Origin of the sequence: Telluria beijingensis (assembly GCF_030770395.1) — a bacterium.
Classification (GTDB): domain Bacteria; phylum Pseudomonadota; class Gammaproteobacteria; order Burkholderiales; family Burkholderiaceae_D; genus Telluria; species Telluria beijingensis.
Window position 1 is genome coordinate 1,107,954 of record NZ_CP132480.1, and the last position, 16,367, is coordinate 1,124,320.

The 16,367-nt window shown below is 65.0% G+C and carries 15 protein-coding genes; 7 read left to right on the top strand and 8 right to left on the bottom strand.

Features of this window, described 5'->3' with window-relative positions; all coding sequences use genetic code 11:
- Positions 1-82 precede the first annotated feature (82 nt).
- The 3 genes from Q9246_RS04960 to Q9246_RS04970 all read left to right on the top strand — a co-directional run bounded on the left by Q9246_RS04960 (position 83) and on the right by Q9246_RS04970 (position 2,606).
- Positions 83-871 carry an SDR family NAD(P)-dependent oxidoreductase gene (locus Q9246_RS04960; RefSeq protein WP_306395894.1) on the top strand — a complete coding sequence of 263 codons (789 nt, stop codon included), beginning with the start codon at positions 83-85 and terminating at the stop codon, positions 869-871.
- A 24-nt stretch (positions 872-895) separates the two neighbouring features.
- The gene (locus Q9246_RS04965; protein ID WP_306395895.1) at positions 896-1,513 is read left to right on the top strand and encodes a nitroreductase family protein; all 618 of its coding nucleotides are present in this window, start codon (positions 896-898) and stop codon (positions 1,511-1,513) included.
- 76 nt (positions 1,514-1,589) lie between these two features.
- Positions 1,590-2,606, top strand: coding sequence for an LLM class flavin-dependent oxidoreductase (locus Q9246_RS04970; RefSeq protein ID WP_306395896.1), 1,017 nt, complete (start codon positions 1,590-1,592; stop codon positions 2,604-2,606).
- A 75-nt stretch (positions 2,607-2,681) separates the two neighbouring features.
- Here Q9246_RS04970 and Q9246_RS04975 read toward each other — a convergent pair whose 3' ends face one another.
- From Q9246_RS04975 to uraH, 8 genes are all read right to left on the bottom strand, one after another.
- On the bottom strand, positions 2,682-3,914 hold the full coding sequence (locus Q9246_RS04975; RefSeq protein ID WP_306395898.1) for a type II secretion system F family protein: 1,233 nt from the start codon (positions 3,912-3,914) through the stop codon (positions 2,682-2,684).
- A 24-nt stretch (positions 3,915-3,938) separates the two neighbouring features.
- Positions 3,939-5,666 carry a type IV-A pilus assembly ATPase PilB gene (gene pilB / locus Q9246_RS04980; protein ID WP_306395900.1) on the bottom strand — a complete coding sequence of 576 codons (1,728 nt, stop codon included), beginning with the start codon at positions 5,664-5,666 and terminating at the stop codon, positions 3,939-3,941.
- Between the two features lie 201 nt (positions 5,667-5,867).
- On the bottom strand, positions 5,868-7,436 hold the full coding sequence (locus Q9246_RS04985; protein WP_306395902.1) for a methyl-accepting chemotaxis protein: 1,569 nt from the start codon (positions 7,434-7,436) through the stop codon (positions 5,868-5,870).
- A gap of 61 nt (positions 7,437-7,497) precedes the next feature.
- Positions 7,498-7,902, bottom strand: coding sequence for a hypothetical protein (locus Q9246_RS04990; protein WP_306395904.1), 405 nt, complete (start codon positions 7,900-7,902; stop codon positions 7,498-7,500).
- 10 nt (positions 7,903-7,912) lie between these two features.
- Entirely contained in the window at positions 7,913-9,154 is a 1,242-nt protein-coding gene (locus tag Q9246_RS04995; RefSeq protein ID WP_306395905.1) for a porin, read from the bottom strand.
- 197 nt (positions 9,155-9,351) lie between these two features.
- Positions 9,352-9,909: a ClpP family protease gene (locus Q9246_RS05000; protein WP_306395907.1), complete on the bottom strand. Its 558-nt coding sequence runs from the start codon at positions 9,907-9,909 to the stop codon at positions 9,352-9,354.
- 53 nt (positions 9,910-9,962) lie between these two features.
- A complete protein-coding gene (locus Q9246_RS05005) occupies positions 9,963-11,780 on the bottom strand; it encodes a DUF4153 domain-containing protein (RefSeq protein ID WP_306395910.1) in 1,818 nt (605 codons plus the stop codon).
- Positions 11,781-11,855: 75 nt separating this feature from the next.
- Positions 11,856-12,209 (bottom strand): hydroxyisourate hydrolase, encoded by a 354-nt coding sequence (gene uraH / locus Q9246_RS05010; RefSeq protein WP_306395911.1) that lies wholly within the window; start codon positions 12,207-12,209, stop codon positions 11,856-11,858.
- Positions 12,210-12,665: 456 nt separating this feature from the next.
- Between uraH and Q9246_RS05015 the strand changes: the two genes are divergently transcribed.
- The 4 genes from Q9246_RS05015 (at position 12,666) to xdhA (ending at position 16,362) form a co-directional block, all read left to right on the top strand.
- A complete protein-coding gene (locus Q9246_RS05015) occupies positions 12,666-13,220 on the top strand; it encodes a glycoside hydrolase family protein (RefSeq protein WP_306395912.1) in 555 nt (184 codons plus the stop codon).
- 62 nt (positions 13,221-13,282) lie between these two features.
- Positions 13,283-13,708: a hypothetical protein gene (locus Q9246_RS05020; RefSeq protein WP_306395913.1), complete on the top strand. Its 426-nt coding sequence runs from the start codon at positions 13,283-13,285 to the stop codon at positions 13,706-13,708.
- 111 nt (positions 13,709-13,819) lie between these two features.
- Positions 13,820-14,767: an allantoinase PuuE gene (gene puuE, locus Q9246_RS05025; protein WP_306395915.1), complete on the top strand. Its 948-nt coding sequence runs from the start codon at positions 13,820-13,822 to the stop codon at positions 14,765-14,767.
- Positions 14,768-14,898: 131 nt separating this feature from the next.
- Positions 14,899-16,362, top strand: coding sequence for a xanthine dehydrogenase small subunit (gene xdhA / locus Q9246_RS05030; RefSeq protein WP_306395917.1), 1,464 nt, complete (start codon positions 14,899-14,901; stop codon positions 16,360-16,362).
- Positions 16,363-16,367: the final 5 nt, after the last annotated feature.

Consider the following 16,367-nt stretch of genomic DNA (forward strand, 5'->3'; position numbering starts at 1 on the left):
CTCATTATCGCAGCGCGGGCACGGCAACGGCCGGCGACGACGCCGACGCCAAAGCGGGCAATTCACATTTCGAAAGACAACCATGAACATCAGCTTCACGAATCGAAAAATCCTGGTCACCGGTTCCACCAGCGGCATCGGTTTCGCCGCCGCGCGGGCTTTCCTGGCGGCCGGCGCGGACGTCGTCATCAACGGACGCAGCGAAAGCAGCGTGGCCTCGGCCCTGGCCCGGCTGCAGGACCTGCCCGGCAAAACCCACGGTTTTACGGGCGACATGTCGTTCGAGGCGAGCGTCGACCGGCTGCATGCCGAGCATCCGCACTTCGACGTCGTCGTCAACAACCTGGGCGTGTATGCGCCACAGGATTTCTTCGACACGCCCGACAGCGTTTGGGAGACGTTCTTCCAGACCAATGTGATGTCCGGGGGCCGCCTGGCGCGCAGGTATGCCCCGGGGATGGTGGCGCGCGAATGGGGCCGCATCCTGTTCATTTCCTCCGAGTCGGCCATCAACATCCCGTCCGACATGATCCATTACGGCTTCACCAAGACCGCGCAACTCGCCGTCTCGCGCGGCCTGGCCAAGCGCCTGGCCGGCACCGGGGTGACGGTCAATGCGATCCTGCCCGGGCCGACGATGTCCGAAGGCGTCATCGATCTGCTGCGGCCCGGCGCCGACCGGGCCGGAGAAAGCGTCGAGGCAGCCGCCCAACAGTTCGTCGCCACGCACCGCGCCTCGTCGATCATCCGCCGCCCGGCGACCGTCGACGAAGTGGCGAACATGATCGTGTATGCCGCATCCGAACAAGCCTCCGCTACCACTGGCGCCGCGCTGCGGGTCGATGGCGGCGTGGTCGACAGCATCGCCTGATACCCACCCATCGAAAGGACACCCATGACCATTTCATCCACCCATCTCATCGAACAACGCAGCACGACCAATCTGTTCGACGCTACCCGCACCGTCGCCGACCGGCAGATCGAGGACCTGATCGCCCTGGCAACGACGGCGCCGACCTCGTTCAACCTGCAGAACTGGCGCTTCATCGCCGTGCGCACGCCGGAGGCCAAGGCCCGCCTGCGCAAGCTTGGCTGGGACCAGGCGAAGATCACCGATGCCGGCGTCACCTTCATCGTCGTCGGCCAACTCGCTGACTACCGCACGATTCCGGACCGGCTGGCGCCGGTGGTCGAAGCAGGCATCATGCCGGCCGAGATGGTGCCGGGGTGGGAGGGCGCCGCCAAGAGCCTGTATGACGACAAGCCGCAGCAGCAGCGGGACGAGGCGGTCCGCAGCGCGACCTTCGGCGCCAGCACGCTGATCTATGCGGCGCAGGCGGCCGGCCTCGGCTCGGCGCCGATGATCGGCTTCGATGCGCCGGCGATTGCACAAGAATTCAGGCTTGGCGCCAACGAGGTGCCGGTCCTGTTGCTGGCGGTCGGCCATGCCACGTCCGAGAACTGGCCGCGCAAGCCCCGGCGTCCGCTGGCGCAGGTGCTCGAGTTCGCCTGAGCGCCGGCTGACGGGGCCGGACGAAAGCCTGTACGATTACCGTGTTCCTGTTCCCAGACTTCGATCGGTGTGACATATGAAGAAAATCGGATTTCTCTCTTTCGGACACTGGTCCGATACCCCAGGGTCGGCGACGCGCTCGGCGTCCGACGTGCTGCTGCAATCGATCGACCTGGCCGTGGCGGCCGAGGAGCTGGGCGTGGATGGTGCGTATTTCCGCGTCCATCACTTCGCCCGGCAACTGGCGTCGCCATTCCCGCTGCTTGCCGCGGTGGCGGCAAAGACCGAGCGCATCGAAATCGGCACCGGCGTCATCGACATGCGCTATGAAAACCCGTTCTACATGGTCGAGGATGCGGGCGCCGCAGACATCATCAGCGGCGGGCGCCTGCAACTGGGCATCAGCCGCGGCTCGCCGGAACAGGTAATCGAAGGATGGCGCCATTTCGGCTACGCGCCGGCCGATGGCGAGAGCGACGCCGAGATGGGGCGCCGCCATGGCGAAGTGTTCTTCGACCTGCTCAAGGGCGAGGGCTTCGCCCAGCCGAGCCCGCGGCCGATGTTTCCCAATCCGCCTGGATTGCTGCGCCTGGAGCCGCACGCCCCAGGGCTGCGCGAGCGCATCTGGTGGGGCTCGGCGTCGGACGCGACCGCCGTCTGGGCGGCCCGGCAAGGCATGAACCTGCAGAGTTCGACCCTCAAGGCCGACGAAAGCGGCGAGCCCTTCCATATCCAGCAAGCGAAACAGATCCGCGCCTACCGCGCCGCCTGGAAAGAGGCAGGGCATGCCCGCACGCCACGGGTCAGCGTGTCGCGCTCGATCTTTGCGCTCGTCAATGATATGGACCGTGCGTATTTCGGCCGCGGCGACAGTAACGACCAGGTGGGCGTCATCGACAATATGCGCGCCGTGTTCGGGCGGTCGTATGCCGCCGAGCCGGACCGGCTGATCGAAGAGCTGCGCCGGGACGAAGCCATTGCCGAAGCGGATACGCTGTTGTTGACCGTGCCGAATCAGCTTGGCGTGGACTATAACGTGCACGTTTTGTCCGCGGTGCTCGAGCACGTGGCGCCAGCGCTCGGGTGGCGCTGACGGCGGCATAAATACAGCGCCTGGTTCCGCGACGCCTGGCTCCGCGGCGTCGCGGAACCAGGCGTCGCAGCCCTATTACACCACCGAACCCAGCTTGAAAATCGGCAAATACATCGCCACCACCAGCCCACCGATCAGCACCCCGAGAATAACCATGATCAGCGGCTCCATCAGCGACGACAACGCCGCCACCGCCTCATCGACCTCATCCTCGAAGAAATCCGCCACCTTGCCCAGCATGGCGTCGAGCGAGCCCGACTCTTCGCCGATCTGCACCATCTGGATCACGAGATTAGGAAACACGTCCGCATTCTGCATCGACGCGGTCAGGCTGGTACCCGTGCTCACTTCATTCTGGATCTTGCGCGTCGCTTCCAGGTAGACCGCATTGCCCGAGGCGCCGCCGACCGAGTCGAGCGCTTCGACCAGCGGCACGCCGGCCGCGAACATGGTCGACAGGGTGCGCGTCCAGCGCGCGATAGTCGCCTTGCGGATCACGCTGCCGAAGATCGGCAGGCGCAGCAGCAGGCGGTCCATCACCTGCTGCATCTTGAGCGAGCGGCGCCAGGCCTGGAAGAACAGGTAGAGCCCGGCGAACAGCGAACCGAAGATCACATACCACCACTCCACGACGAAGTCCGAGATCGCCATCACCACCACGGTCGGGGCCGGCAAATCGGCGCCGAAGCTGGCGAACACCTGCTTGAAGGCCGGCACCACCCAGATCATGATGACGGCAGTGACGATCAGGGCCACTGCAAGAATGGCGATCGGATAGGTCAGGGCCGACTTGATCTTGCCCTTGAGCGCCAGCGTCTTCTCCTTGTAGATCGCCAGGCGTGTGAGCAGGTCTTCCAGGATGCCGGCCTGTTCGCCCGCGCCGACCAGGTTGCAGAACAGCGGATCGAAGTACAGCGGGAACTTGCGGAAGGCGCGGTTCAGGCTGGTGCCGGTCTCGACGTCGTTGCGCAGGTCCTGGATCAGCTTGGCCATCGCCGGATTGCCGTGGCCCTTGCCGACGATGTCGAACGATTGCAGCAGGGGCACGCCGGCCTTCATCATGGTCGCGAGCTGGCGCGTGAACATGGTCAGGTCCTTGTCCGTGATCTTGCGGCCGCTGCGGTAGACCTTCTTCTTGACCTTGGTGACCATGATGCCCTGGCGGCGCAGGGTCACGTTGACGATCGCTTCGCCGCCGGCGCGCACTTCACCGCGCACGACGCGGCCGGTCTTGTCCTTGCCTTCCCAGGCGTACACGTTTTCCTTGACCTGTGCGCCGCGGCTCTTGGGTTGAGGGGCAGTTGCCATTCTTCGTTGTCCTGTTTGCCGTGCTTATTCGTTGGTGCAGCCAAGCACTTCTTCAAGGCTGGTCAGTCCCTGCTTCACTTTCATCAGGCCCGAGCGGCGCAGCGAGTTCACGCCTTCCTTCTCGGCCTGGGCCGCGATCTGCATCGCGTTGCCGCTGGCCAGGATCAGCGCCTCGATCGCAGGCGAGATCGGCATGATCTGGTAGATGCCCACGCGGCCCTTGTAGCCCGAGCCCAGGCAGCGGTCGCAGCCGACCGGGCCATAGGGCTTCCAGTCGCCGTCCAGGTCGCCTTCGCGGTAGCCGGCGGCCAGCAGGGCCTCGTGGCTGATCTCGAGCGGCTGCTTGCAGCTGCACAGGCGGCGCGCCAGGCGCTGGGCAGTGATCAGGATCACCGACGAGGCGATGTTGAACGGCGCCACGCCCATGTTCATCAGGCGCGTCAGCGTCGACGGCGCATCGTTGGTGTGCAGGGTCGAGAACACCATGTGGCCGGTTTGCGCGGCCTTGATCGCGATGTCGGCCGTTTCCAGGTCGCGGATCTCGCCGACCATGATGATGTCGGGATCCTGGCGCAGGAAGGATTTCAGCGCCACCGGGAAGGTCAGGCCGGCCTTTTCGTTGACGTTGACCTGGTTCACGCCCGGCAGGTTGATCTCGGCCGGGTCTTCCGCGGTCGAGATATTAATGCCGGGCTTGTTCAGCAGGTTCAGGCAGCTGTACAGCGACACCGTCTTGCCGGAACCGGTCGGGCCGGTCACCAGCACCATGCCATAAGGGCGGGCGATCGCATCCAGCAGCAGCGCCTTCTGGTCCGGGTCGTAGCCGAGCGCGTCGATGCCCATCTGGGCCTGGGTCGCGTCCAGGATACGCATGACGGTCTTTTCGCCGAACAGCGTCGGCAGGGTGCTGACGCGGAAATCGATGGTGCGCGTGGCGGACAGGATCAGGCGCATGCGGCCATCCTGCGGCACCCGCTTTTCGGCGATGTCCAGCCGCGCCAGCACCTTGATGCGCGAGACCAGCTTTTCGCGGATCGACAGCGGCGGCGTGGCGTGGTCGCGCAGCACGCCGTCCACGCGCAGGCGGATGCGGTAGAACTTTTCGAACGGCTCGAAGTGGATGTCGGATGCGCCCATCTGCACCGCGTCCATCAGGATCTTGTTCAGGAAGCGCACGATCGGCGCGTCCTCGACGTCGTTGGCGGTGTCGACCGCCGCCGTCGCCGGCTGGTCTTCGTCGGCGAACTCGATGTCGGCGTCGTCGCCGACCAGGTCGTTCAAGTCCTGCTCGGCGCCCTTGGCGATCGCGGCAAGCAGCGCCAGCAGGGCGTCGTGCGGCACGATCACCGGCTCGACCGTGGCTTCGCTCTGGAACTTGATCTGGTCGAGGGCCTGGTTATTGGTCGGGTCGGACAGCGCCACCGACAGCTTGTTGCCGCGCTTGGCCAGCGCGATCACGCGCTGGGCCTGCATCAGCTTGCCGTCAATGGCGCTGGGGGGCAGCGATTCCGGTGCGAAAGCGGACAGGTCGAACAGCGGATAGCCGAAGGTCTCGGCGCAGAACGCGGCCAGCGCGCGCGGTTCGATCACGCCGCTGGCGAGCACGACGTCGATGAAGGCGGTCTTTTCCTGGACAGCTTTCTTTTGCAACATGTCCGCCTGCGCGGCACCCAGGCGATTGGCCTGGACCAGCGCGCGCGCGAGGCCCGACAACGGGGTGCCGGTGGTCGTGTTGGGAAGGACTGCTGCCATAAGCGTCGTGTAGGAACCTCAGGAGTAACGACAAGGGCGCCGGGCATGCCGGCGGACCCAAGGGATCATGCCTACAGGCACTAAATTTGTAAAGGATTTGGTGCGTGCGAGATGCGTCCGTACCACGTGGACGAATTGGCATTCCGGGCAGGATCGCCCGGAATGGATGGGCAGGTATTGCGTTGCTTCGAGTGGACCGCGTTAAGCTTGATGAAACAATCTTGGCAAGGATTTCACGGTCGTGGTCGGTTCGGAAACCTGCAGCCTGAACACCGCCAATGCCTCTGTCAACTGCCCGGTCTGGTCGGTCAGCGATTCGGCCGCGGCCGATGCTTCTTCCACCAACGCGGCGTTCTGCTGCGTCATCTCGTCGATGCCGCCGAGCGCACGGCCGATGTCTTCGATGCCCGCGTGCTGGCGCGTGCCGGCCTCGCCGATCTCGCGCATGATCGCCTGCACCTTGCGCACCGCCTCCACGATCTGCTCCATGGTCGCGCCGGCTTCGCCCACCAGCGCCGTGCCGGCGCCGACCTTGGCCACCGAGTCGCCGATCAATTCCTTGATCTCCTTCGCAGCCGCCGCCGAGCGCTGGGCCAGCGTGCGCACCTCGGACGCGACCACTGCGAAGCCGCGGCCCTGCTCGCCGGCGCGCGCCGCTTCGACCGCCGCGTTAAGCGCCAGGATATTGGTCTGGAAGGCAATGCCGTCGATGGTCGCGATGATCTCGACGATCTTCTTCGACGCGGCGTCGATGTCGCCCATCGTGGCCACCACGCCGCCCACCACTTCGCCGCCGCGGGTGGCGATGCTGGTGGCGCTGGCCACCAGGGCGTTGGCCTGGCCGGCGTTGGCGGCGTTCTCGCGCACCGCGCCGGTCAGCGCTTCCATCGCGCGCGTGGTGCGGTCCAGGTTGGCGGCCTGCGATTCGGTGCGCTGCGCCAGGTCGGCGTTGCCGCTGGCGATCTCGGTGCTGGCGCTGGCGATGGTGGTGGCCGAGTCCTTGATGCCGGCCACCAGCGTCGCCAGGCGCGCGCGCATCTCGTCGAGCGCGGCCAGCAGGCTGCCCTGGTCGTTGGCATCGACGCGGATCTCCATTGCCAGGTCGCCGGCGGCCACCGCCTGCGCGATCTCGCGCGCATAGGCCGGCTCGCCGCCCAGCTGCTGCCAGATGGTGCGCACCACGAACCACGACACCAGCGCCAGCGCCGCGATCACGAGCACGGCGCTGGCGATCATGACGACCAGCGACTTGCGCACGCTGTCCTGGCTGGCGGCGATGCCGGCCGCGAACTGGCGCTGGGCGGCGTCGGTCGTCTTGGCCAGGTCGGCGTTCAGGGCCGCCAGGGCGGCCTGCATCCGGCCGACCGTCGATTGCGGGTCGCCTTGCTCCATCTCGAGCATGATGCGGGCCGACGACAGGGCCGGGGCATAATAGGCGTCGAACGCCTTCTTCAGGCGGACGCCGGTTTCCTGCTGGCCGGCGATCTGTCCCAGACGGTCCATGCTGGCGCGCACCTTGTCGGCCTGCGCGTTCAACTGGTCGAGGCGCGCCTTGTCGCCTTCGGTCACGGCATCGGTCAGGCCATCGGTCACGGCGGCGATCTCGAGCGACAGCGTCTTGGAGACATCCATCAGCGGATAGTCGACCGCCCCGGTGGTCGTGATCGACGCCAGCGCGCCGTTCGCGATGACCACGCTGGCGCCGGCCCCGAGGCCGAAGATGATGGCGGAAATGACGGGCAGTGCCCAGATCCTGCGCTTGATGCTCATGGTGTCTCCGGAAAATGCGTGAACCGCCGCGCGGCATGGGGCCGACGGCGGTCGGGGGGGCTTACTGGGCGCTGTACACGACCTTGACGGTCGCATCGACCGCGCTCTTGTCGATGTAGCCGATAGCCTTTGGATTGGCGGCGACGGCGGCCTTGACGGCGGCGCTGTCGGCGACTTCCTTCGGCATCGTGGCCTTGCCGGTAAACACCAGCTTCGACCACAGCGCCTTGACCTGCGAGGCGTCCTTGTCGGTCACCTTCTTGTAGAACTCGGCGCGCAGGGGCGTGCCGTCCGGCTGGTCGATCGGCGTCATGGCCGTCGAGCGGCCGAGGAAGAACTGGGCGACCTGCTCCTTGCCCAGCGTGCTCTCGGCGGCTTTCGGATTGACTACCACCACCACCTCGGCCAAGGCCGGCAGGGACATGAGACTCGCGGCCGCGCAGGCGGCCAGCATGAACTTGTTCATGGCCGCTCCTTCAGAACACGACGTCGAGGGCGACGGCGCCCACGGTCACCGGGCCGTTGAAGCCCGGCTCGGCATGGATGAACAGGCCGTTGCCGGTCGGCTTGATGCGGTCGATCTGCACTTTCAGCGCCATCGAGCGATAGAAGTCCCAGCGCACGCCGATGGTATCGGTGGTCTGCTCGCCCTGGCCGACGCCGGTGGTCGGCAGGCGGCGCACGCCGTTACCGAGTTGCATCAGGGTCGGGGTGCAGGCGGCCGGGTAGCCGGCCGGGCAGGCCGCGGGCACGGTGTTCTCGATACTGTCGTCGATCCTGAGTTCAGACCGCGTGTAATAGGGCAGGAACTTGCCGATGCGGTAGCCGCCCATCAGGTACCAGGAACTGGTGTCGTTGATATAGGTGTCGGTCTTGCGCTTGGCGAACTCGGTCTGCAGCACGAAGTTGTTCCAGTCGACGCCCAGGCCGATCGAGCTGAAGGTGCCCTTGCTGTCCTTCGCTTCGATACGGCCGGCCAGCGCGTTCAGTTCGGGCAGGCGGTAGCCGGCGCCGGCCGCGCGCAGCCCACCCACCAGCGTGTTGAGCGAGGCCGAATCGTCGATCGTCAGCTTGCTGCGGGCGTGGCCAATGCGCAGCGTGAACGGACCGTTCTCGGCCGCCACGTTGAGCGCCACCAGGTCCTTGCCGCGCACGTGCAGGTCGCCGGCCAACGGGGTCTTGTTGGTGCCGATCGCCAGTTGCGCGGTCAGGCTGGTATTGCCCAGGTCGTGGCGCCAGGTGATGTCGGCGCCGTCGGCGCTGTTGAACGGCACTTGCGAATACACTTCGGCCGGCGGACGCAGCATGGTGTTGGCGTAGCCGACATTGCGGTAGTCCGAGATCATGAACACCGGCAGGCCGATGCGGCCGACGCGCACATTGACGTCGTCCGAAATGCGGAAGCGGGCGAAGGCCCAGCTCAGTTCGGCGCCATAGTGCTCTTCGGCGTCCTGGCGCACCAGGCCCTGGGCGGTCAGCGACAACCAGTTGTTGACGGTGTAGTCGGCTTGCAGGCCGAGGTTGGAGTCGATGCCGGTGCGTACCTTGCGGGCGCTGCCGTTGGCCTGGTTCGGGCGCGCGAACTCGGCGCGCGCGTCGTCGGAGCGGGTCAGGGCGGCGGTGCCGAAGCCGCTGATCTTGACGGCATTGTCTTGCGCCTGCACCGCAGGGGCGAGCAGGGGGAACGCCAGCAGGCTGGCGAGGATCTTCTTGTTCATTCGAGGTGTACGACCAGTGTTACGTGAGCTGCTTGGGAAGAGGGGCGCTGTCCAGGGCAGCAGGCAGGAGCGCCGTATTGATGAGTTGGATTCTATCCAGCGGGCAATTTACTCAGCAACAGATTTATGACATTTGGTGATATTTGACGTGAAATCAGCAACAGCTGTGGTTGTACTGACACATTTCATTGTCTAAATTAGTTCCACCAGTGACAAGTCGGCCCGGCCGTCGGCAGCCTGGCCTGGATCGCTTCATGGACGATGCCGGCGCCGACAGCTTCCTCGGCGGTATAGATGCGCGCCTGTCCGGTCAGGTGTTGCCGGATGTCGGTTTCATGGCCAGCTTCTCGGGTGGTTTCGCGGAAGATGCTGGCATAGCGATCGGCATCGAAATCCAGGCACTCGCGCCATTCCGACACGCGCGCATGATCGGCCGCCACCAGGTTGCCGAAGCCCCAGTGCAGCGGGTGGATCAGGAAGCGCGTTCCCGGGCAGGCATAGCGCTTCTGGCCCGCCAAAAAGATCACCACGCCGACCGATTCGACGCTGCCGATATTGTGGGTGGTGAGCGGGATCGGCAGCGACTTCAGGAAGAAGTAGAGGGCGAAGCCGGCCGTCATATTGCCGCCCTCGGTCGAGATGTGCAGGGCGATCTCGGTCGCGCCCTTTTGCAGCGCTTCCAGGCAGCAGTTGCGTACCGTGCAGGCGGAATTATGGTTGATCGGGCCGATGAAGTGGACGATGTGCAATGCCATGGTGTGCGCCAGCTCCCATCAAATGTCGACGCACCCAAGCATAGCAATTTTCTTCAACGTGCCGCGTCTCCCTCGGGCGTGGGCTCGCATTCGAACCGCATGTAGCCGGGCTCGATCGCGATCCGGCGGCCGGCCACTTCGAGGTCGGCGACGGCGGGCGGAATCGCGCGCATCTTGCCTGCACGCATGGCATCGAGCAGCGGTGCGCAATTCGTCAGGCCCGGCGGGACGGTGCCGGCAAACTCCCAGGCATTGCCTTGGCCCTGGCGCAGCACCGCGGTGCCGTGGTTGATCGCGCCGACCAGCACGACTTCGGGCCGCGCATCGCCGCCGAGGTCGATCACGAAGGCGTCGCAGATGGCCCCCTGCTGGCGCAGGCACAGGGGCAGGCGGAATTGTTCCTTGACCTGTTTCCAGTCATGGCCGACGAAGCCGGCGGGCAGGGCTGTTCCGGCCGGCCATACCCGCAGGTTGGCGGCCAGGTCCGCGACCCCGGTCCCGGCTTCGAATTCGTTCGGCTGGTGCAGGCGCGCCAGTTCCACCTTCAGCCAGCCGGCGTCGTCGCCGCTGGCGCTCTTTTCCAGCTGCGCAATGGCGGCCCGGCCGTAGCGCGCGCCATGGTGGTACAGGTAGGCGACGTCGAGTTGCGGCAGCGTGAGCTGGCCGGCGGCCAGGCGCGCCATCTGGCTGTTCACTGCGATGCGGCCCGGGTCGCCGATGGGCGACAGCAGCAGCACCAGCACCGCCAGCACCACGAAGGCGGCGGCGATGTTGACGCCGGCCAGGGTGCGCAGCCAGCCGCGGCGCAGCGCCGCGGCCGCATAGCCGCCGGCATAGCAGGCCGCCACCAGCAGGCAGGCGGCCGCGATGACGCGGTCGGCCGACCAGCCGTGGTCTCCCACGCGCAACGCCAGCGCATAGGCGGCGAGAAGGGTCAGCGGCACCAGCAGCAGGCTGGCGATGCGGGCCGAGACGGCGATCGCGCGCGCCGGCGGGGTGGCGCCATCCTGGTAGGCGGCATTGATCAGCACCACGAAGGCGGCGGCCGCACTGAGCAGCATGCCGGCGGCGCTGCGGGTGGCCCACAGCGGATCGAGGCCGGTGAACGGCAGGCTGGCCAGGAAGCCGCCCACCAGCAGGGTGAGCACCGGCAGGATCCAGGACAGCAGCACGTGCAGGAGGTTGCGGATGCCGCGCACGATGGCCGGCTTGACGTCGGTCAGGTGCATCGCCACCGAGAACGCGAAGGCGGTGACGGGGATGAAGAACCAGGCCTTGCCCAGGGTCTTGCTCAGGAAGTCGAGTTTCACCAGGTCGAACAGCGCCGCGCCCAGTTGCAGCACCAGCCAGGTGGCGCCCACGAACAGCAGGCAGAACAGGATCTGCAGGTTGAGCTTCCAGGCGGCCTCGAAATAGCTGGTGTAGGACGCGACGCGGCGCCGTTCGCGGCTGCCCGCCAGCACCAGCGCATGGGCGATGAAGAAACCGGCCGCCAGGCAGAAGGTCAGCACGCCGGATGGCCTGCCGCTTTGCCAGTCGTGCACGCCGAGGCGGCGCCAGATGTCGTACACGGCCAGCAGCGCGATCACGCCAGCCGCGCATGCCGCCCACGCCAGCAGCTGGCGCCGCTCCAGCTGGCCCAGGCCGCTGATCAGGATCACCGGCAGCAGCAGGCCGAGCATGACCAGCGGGCCGAACAGCAGCGGTGCGGTTGCCGGCCAGAACTTGTCTTGCGCCGCCGTGTACAGGACATAGAGCAGCAGGCCCTGGGCCAGGCCGATACCGATGCGCACGGGGCCGAGCCAGGCCGGGACAAGGTCGTCGTTGTCGTCGTGCGCGATGGGCGATGGGGCGGGCGTGGTGGGCTGCATGGCGGCGGGGTCCTTGGTCGTTGTGCTGTCGGGTATCTTACTTCCGATCAACGATAAATGACGCCCGCAAGTTTGCTAGCTGCCGCGATAGGTCGAATAGGACCACGGTGTCATTACCAGCGGCACGTGGTAGTTCTGGGTGGGGTCGGCGATGCCGAAGGCGAGGGTGATGCGGTCGAGGAAGCGCGGGGATGGGAGGTCGACGCCGCGCGCCGCGTAGTAGTCGCCGGCGTGGAAGACCAGTTCGTATTTGCCTGGCTGCAGGGCGGCTGCGTCCAGCAAGGGTTCGCTGCAGCGGCCGTCGTCGTTGGTGGTTGTGCTCTTGAGCAGTGTGCGCTCGTTGGGGCCGATTGCGTACAGCTCGACCTGGATGCCGGCGCCAGGGCAGCCGTGGGCGGTGTCGAGCACGTGGGTGGTCAGTTTTCCCATCCTGTCTCCATCGATTCGCTCTGTTGGTGTGAAAGTCGCCGCATGTCGTGAAGCAGGAAGGCGACAATCAAATCATAGCGCTACTGCAAGCCTGGGATAGGCCTTTTTGTGCAAGGCCGGTGACTGGAATGCCTTGTGCTGAAAACGACAAACCCGCCAAGTGGCGGGTCGTCTGAATTCGGGTGGTCCCGCATTGCGGGACCAAAAACTGACCTAGCGTCATCACCAGTATGGTGGTTGGGAGAGGACAAAGCCTAGGGCTGCATGTGCAGTTTATCACCGTCGACAGAGACGCTCAAGCCACTAGCCTATTGACCGGAGCGATCGCGAAAAAATTCATGCGAGTGGTCTCGTCATCGAGGCCCACTAACCTAGCCGTTATGTTTGGGATGGCTCAATGGCAGCTTCTTCCAAAGTGTTAGTTTTAGCTGCAGTTCATATTCGCGTGGAGTGGCAATGGCTGATCGACAAGCGAAAAATTCAGACGGCAATCCGAACCGGGCAATGAGTATGAGCCCAGATGCGCGGGCTCGCTTGCGTGCCACCGAGACGGCTGTTTATCGCTACTACAACGATATGGGAAAGAACAAAGGCCACTGCACCTGGGGGGCGGGGATACTTGCGCACAAAGGTGTCTGTTCTGAAGAAGAACTGCAGAAGAAAGTAAGTGTCGACATGGTCAACCTGGAGTTCGCACGACGTGTTGCCGAAACTGAGCGTGACGTCAGGCGTAACACAAAAGTTCCCCTTAATCAGGCGCAATTCGACGCGCTTTGTAGTGTTACGTATAACCGTGGCGTACGAGGCACCAGAGATACCTTTGAGCTAGTTAATAGAGGCGATTTTTCTGGTGCCGCAGAAAATATTTCGCGCATGATCAAGGTTGAGGTTAAGGAAGGAGGCAGAAAAAAGTATGTCGTTGCGCGAGGCCTTATCAAAAGGCGGGAAGAAGAAAGCGCGCCATTTCGAGTCGAGCACGCAACGCCTGCTGGCGAATCGGAGAAACCATGAAATTCCTATGTGACCGGATAATCCGTCGTCGCTTGTGGCGGCATGTATCGAGATTTGCAGCCATGCTTATGCTCTCGGCATCGGCGATGGCAGCGGATCGGTACGAACGTGCGGTGACTGGTGAATGGAGGTTGACCGCAGCGCTCGACGGCGCCGAGGTTACTTCCATCGACGAAAAGGAAGCAAGCCAGCTGATAGGTAAGCGATTCGAAATCACCAAAGATGCTGTTCGATTTGGCACGCGCGAGTGTGGCCCGTCGGATTTCGCAGCACAGCAGGTTGAACCCGACATGTTTCTGCGCAAGGAATTCCACGCAAGCGCCGACAAGCTGCGGCTGCCAAATCCGGTAACGGTCGTCGACCTGAGTTGCACGACGGTATTCATCAAGAGGCCAAATCGACTGGTAATCGCTTGGGACGGCTGGTTTTTCGATGCTGTGAGAGTAAAATCCGGTTCGCCTCATAGTTCGACCGCGATGAGCAAATAGGAGGAAATACATGCTCGTATAAGTTGGTTATGACTGAATCTATGCGATATTCCTTATAAGGCTGTGTTCTCTTCGCGATATGATTGACTGAAGCTCCCACCACGTTCAGTCATGAAAACCGCCTACCCACGCGATCTGGCCGGCTACGGCTGCACTCCACCCCACGCGCGCTGGCCCGGCGCAGCGCGCATCGCCCTGCAGTTCGTCCTGAATTACGAAGAGGGGGCCGAGAATTGCGTGCTGCATGGCGACCCGGCCTCCGAGACCTTCCTGTCAGAGATTATCGGCGCCAGCGCCTTCCCCGCGCGCCACATGAGCATGGAATCGCTCTACGAGTACGGCTCGCGCGCCGGCTTGTGGCGCCTGCTGCGGTTGTTCGAGGATCGACGGCTGCCGCTGACCGTGTTCGGCGTCGCCCAGGCGCTGGAGCGGAATCCCGACGCGGTCGCGGCATTTCGCGAGCTGGGCCACGAGATCGCCTGCCACGGCCTGCGCTGGATCTCCTACCAGAACGTCGATGAGGCGACCGAGCGCGCCCACATGAAGGAGGCTGTCGAGATCATCCGTTCCCTGACCGGCGCCGCGCCGCAAGGCTGGTATACAGGCCGCGATTCGCCCAACACGCGCCGGCTGGTGGTCGAGCATGGCGGCTTCGCCTACGACGCCGACCACTATGGCGACGACCTGCCGCTCTGGCAGCGGGTCGAGGCGCGCGACGCGGACGGCGCCGTCCGCAGCGTGCCGCACCTGGTGGTGCCCTACACGCTCGACACGAACGATATGCGCTTCGCCACCGCCCAGGGTTTCAATTCCGGTACCCAGTTCTTCGATTACCTGAAGGATGCCTTCGACGTGCTCTACGCGGAGGGCGATCCGGATGGCCTGGACCGGCCCAAGATGCTGTCGGTCGGCCTGCACTGCCGCCTGGCGGGGCGCCCTGGACGGACGGCGGCGCTAGCGCGCTTCCTTGAGTACGTAACGCAACATGACCGGGTATGGATCGCGCGCCGGATCGATATCGCCAATCACTGGAAAACGGTGCATCCTTATATGGCATGAGGGGCGACACCGTACGCCTTTAATATGTGATTTTGATGATAATCAATATCAGAATGTGATTATATGGGGGCGACGGCTGGATGGTAGCCTTCCGCCCTTGGCGAACAGTAAAGCTGCACCAGATAACAGGCATGTCAGAACCGATCCGATTCCTCTTCCGCGGCGAGCTGCGCGAACTGCGCGACGCTCCGCCGACGCAAACCATCCTGCAGCACCTGCGGGAGGATTTGCGTTGCACGGGCACTAAGGAAGGCTGCGCCGAGGGCGACTGCGGCGCCTGCACGGTGGTGGTCGGTTCACTGGAGCAGGGCGAGCTGGCGCTCAAGGCGGTCAACGCCTGCATTCAGTTCACGCCCACGCTCGACGGCAAGGCCTTGTTCACGGTCGAAGACCTGGCCGGCTCCGACGGCGCGCTGCATCCGGTGCAGCAGGCGCTGGTCGAGTGCCACGGTTCCCAGTGCGGCTTCTGCACGCCGGGTTTCGCGATGTCGTTGTGGGGCATGTACCTCAAACAGGAAGGGCGTGCGCCGCAGCGCTGCGAGATCGACGATGCGTTGTCGGGCAATCTGTGCCGCTGCACCGGCTACCGTCCCATCATCGACGCCGCGCGCCGCATGGTCGAGCTGCCGGCGGTCGCCTTCGACAAGGCCGCGCTGGCCGAGCGCCTCCAGGGCCTGCAGCGCGCGCACGGCTTCAGCTACACGGCCCACGGCCAGCGCTTCCACGTGCCGCGCACGCTGGACGAGCTGGTAAAACTGCGCGTCGAATACCCAACTGCCGTGCTGCTGGCCGGTTCGACCGACGTCGGCCTGTGGGTGACCAAGCAGATGCGCGCGCTGGGCGACGTCATCTACCTGGGCCAGGTCGAGGCACTCAAGACCGTCCGCGAGCATGCGGGCATGCTGGAAATCGGCGCCGGCGTCTCGTTGCAGGACGCCTACGCGGCGCTGTGCGCACGCTACCCGGCCGAACTGTCCGAACTGTGGCAGCGCTTTGCTTCGCTGCCGATCCGTAACGCCGGCACCCTGGGCGGCAACGTCGCCAACGGTTCGCCGATCGGCGATTCGATGCCATGGATGATCGCGCTGGGCAGCCAGGTGGTGCTCAACGGCTTTGAGGGCATGCGCGCGCTGGCGCTGGAAGATTTTTACCTGGGCTACCAGCAGAAAGACCTGCGCGCGGGCGAGTTCGTGCAGGCCATGCGCGTGCCGTTGCCCGCCGGTGGACTGCGCTTTCGCACCTATAAACTGGCCAAGCGCTTCGACCAGGACATCTCGGCCGTGTGCGCCGCCTTCGCCGTGACGCTCGATGGCGAGACCGTCCTCGATGCGCGCATCGCCTTCGGCGGCATGGCCGCCACGCCGCAGCGCGCCAGCCAGGCCGAAGCCGCGCTGCGCGGCCAGGCCTGGAGCGAAGCCACGCTGCGCGCCGCGATGGACGCGCTCGCGCGCGACTATGCGCCGCTGAGCGACGCGCGCGCGTCCAGCGGCTATCGGCTGCGCGCCGCGCAAAACCTGCTGCGCCGCTTCTGGCTCGAGACGCGGCCCGTCGATCCGCTGCCGGCCAGCGCCGTCAACGCCTTTGCGAGCCTGTAAGGAGG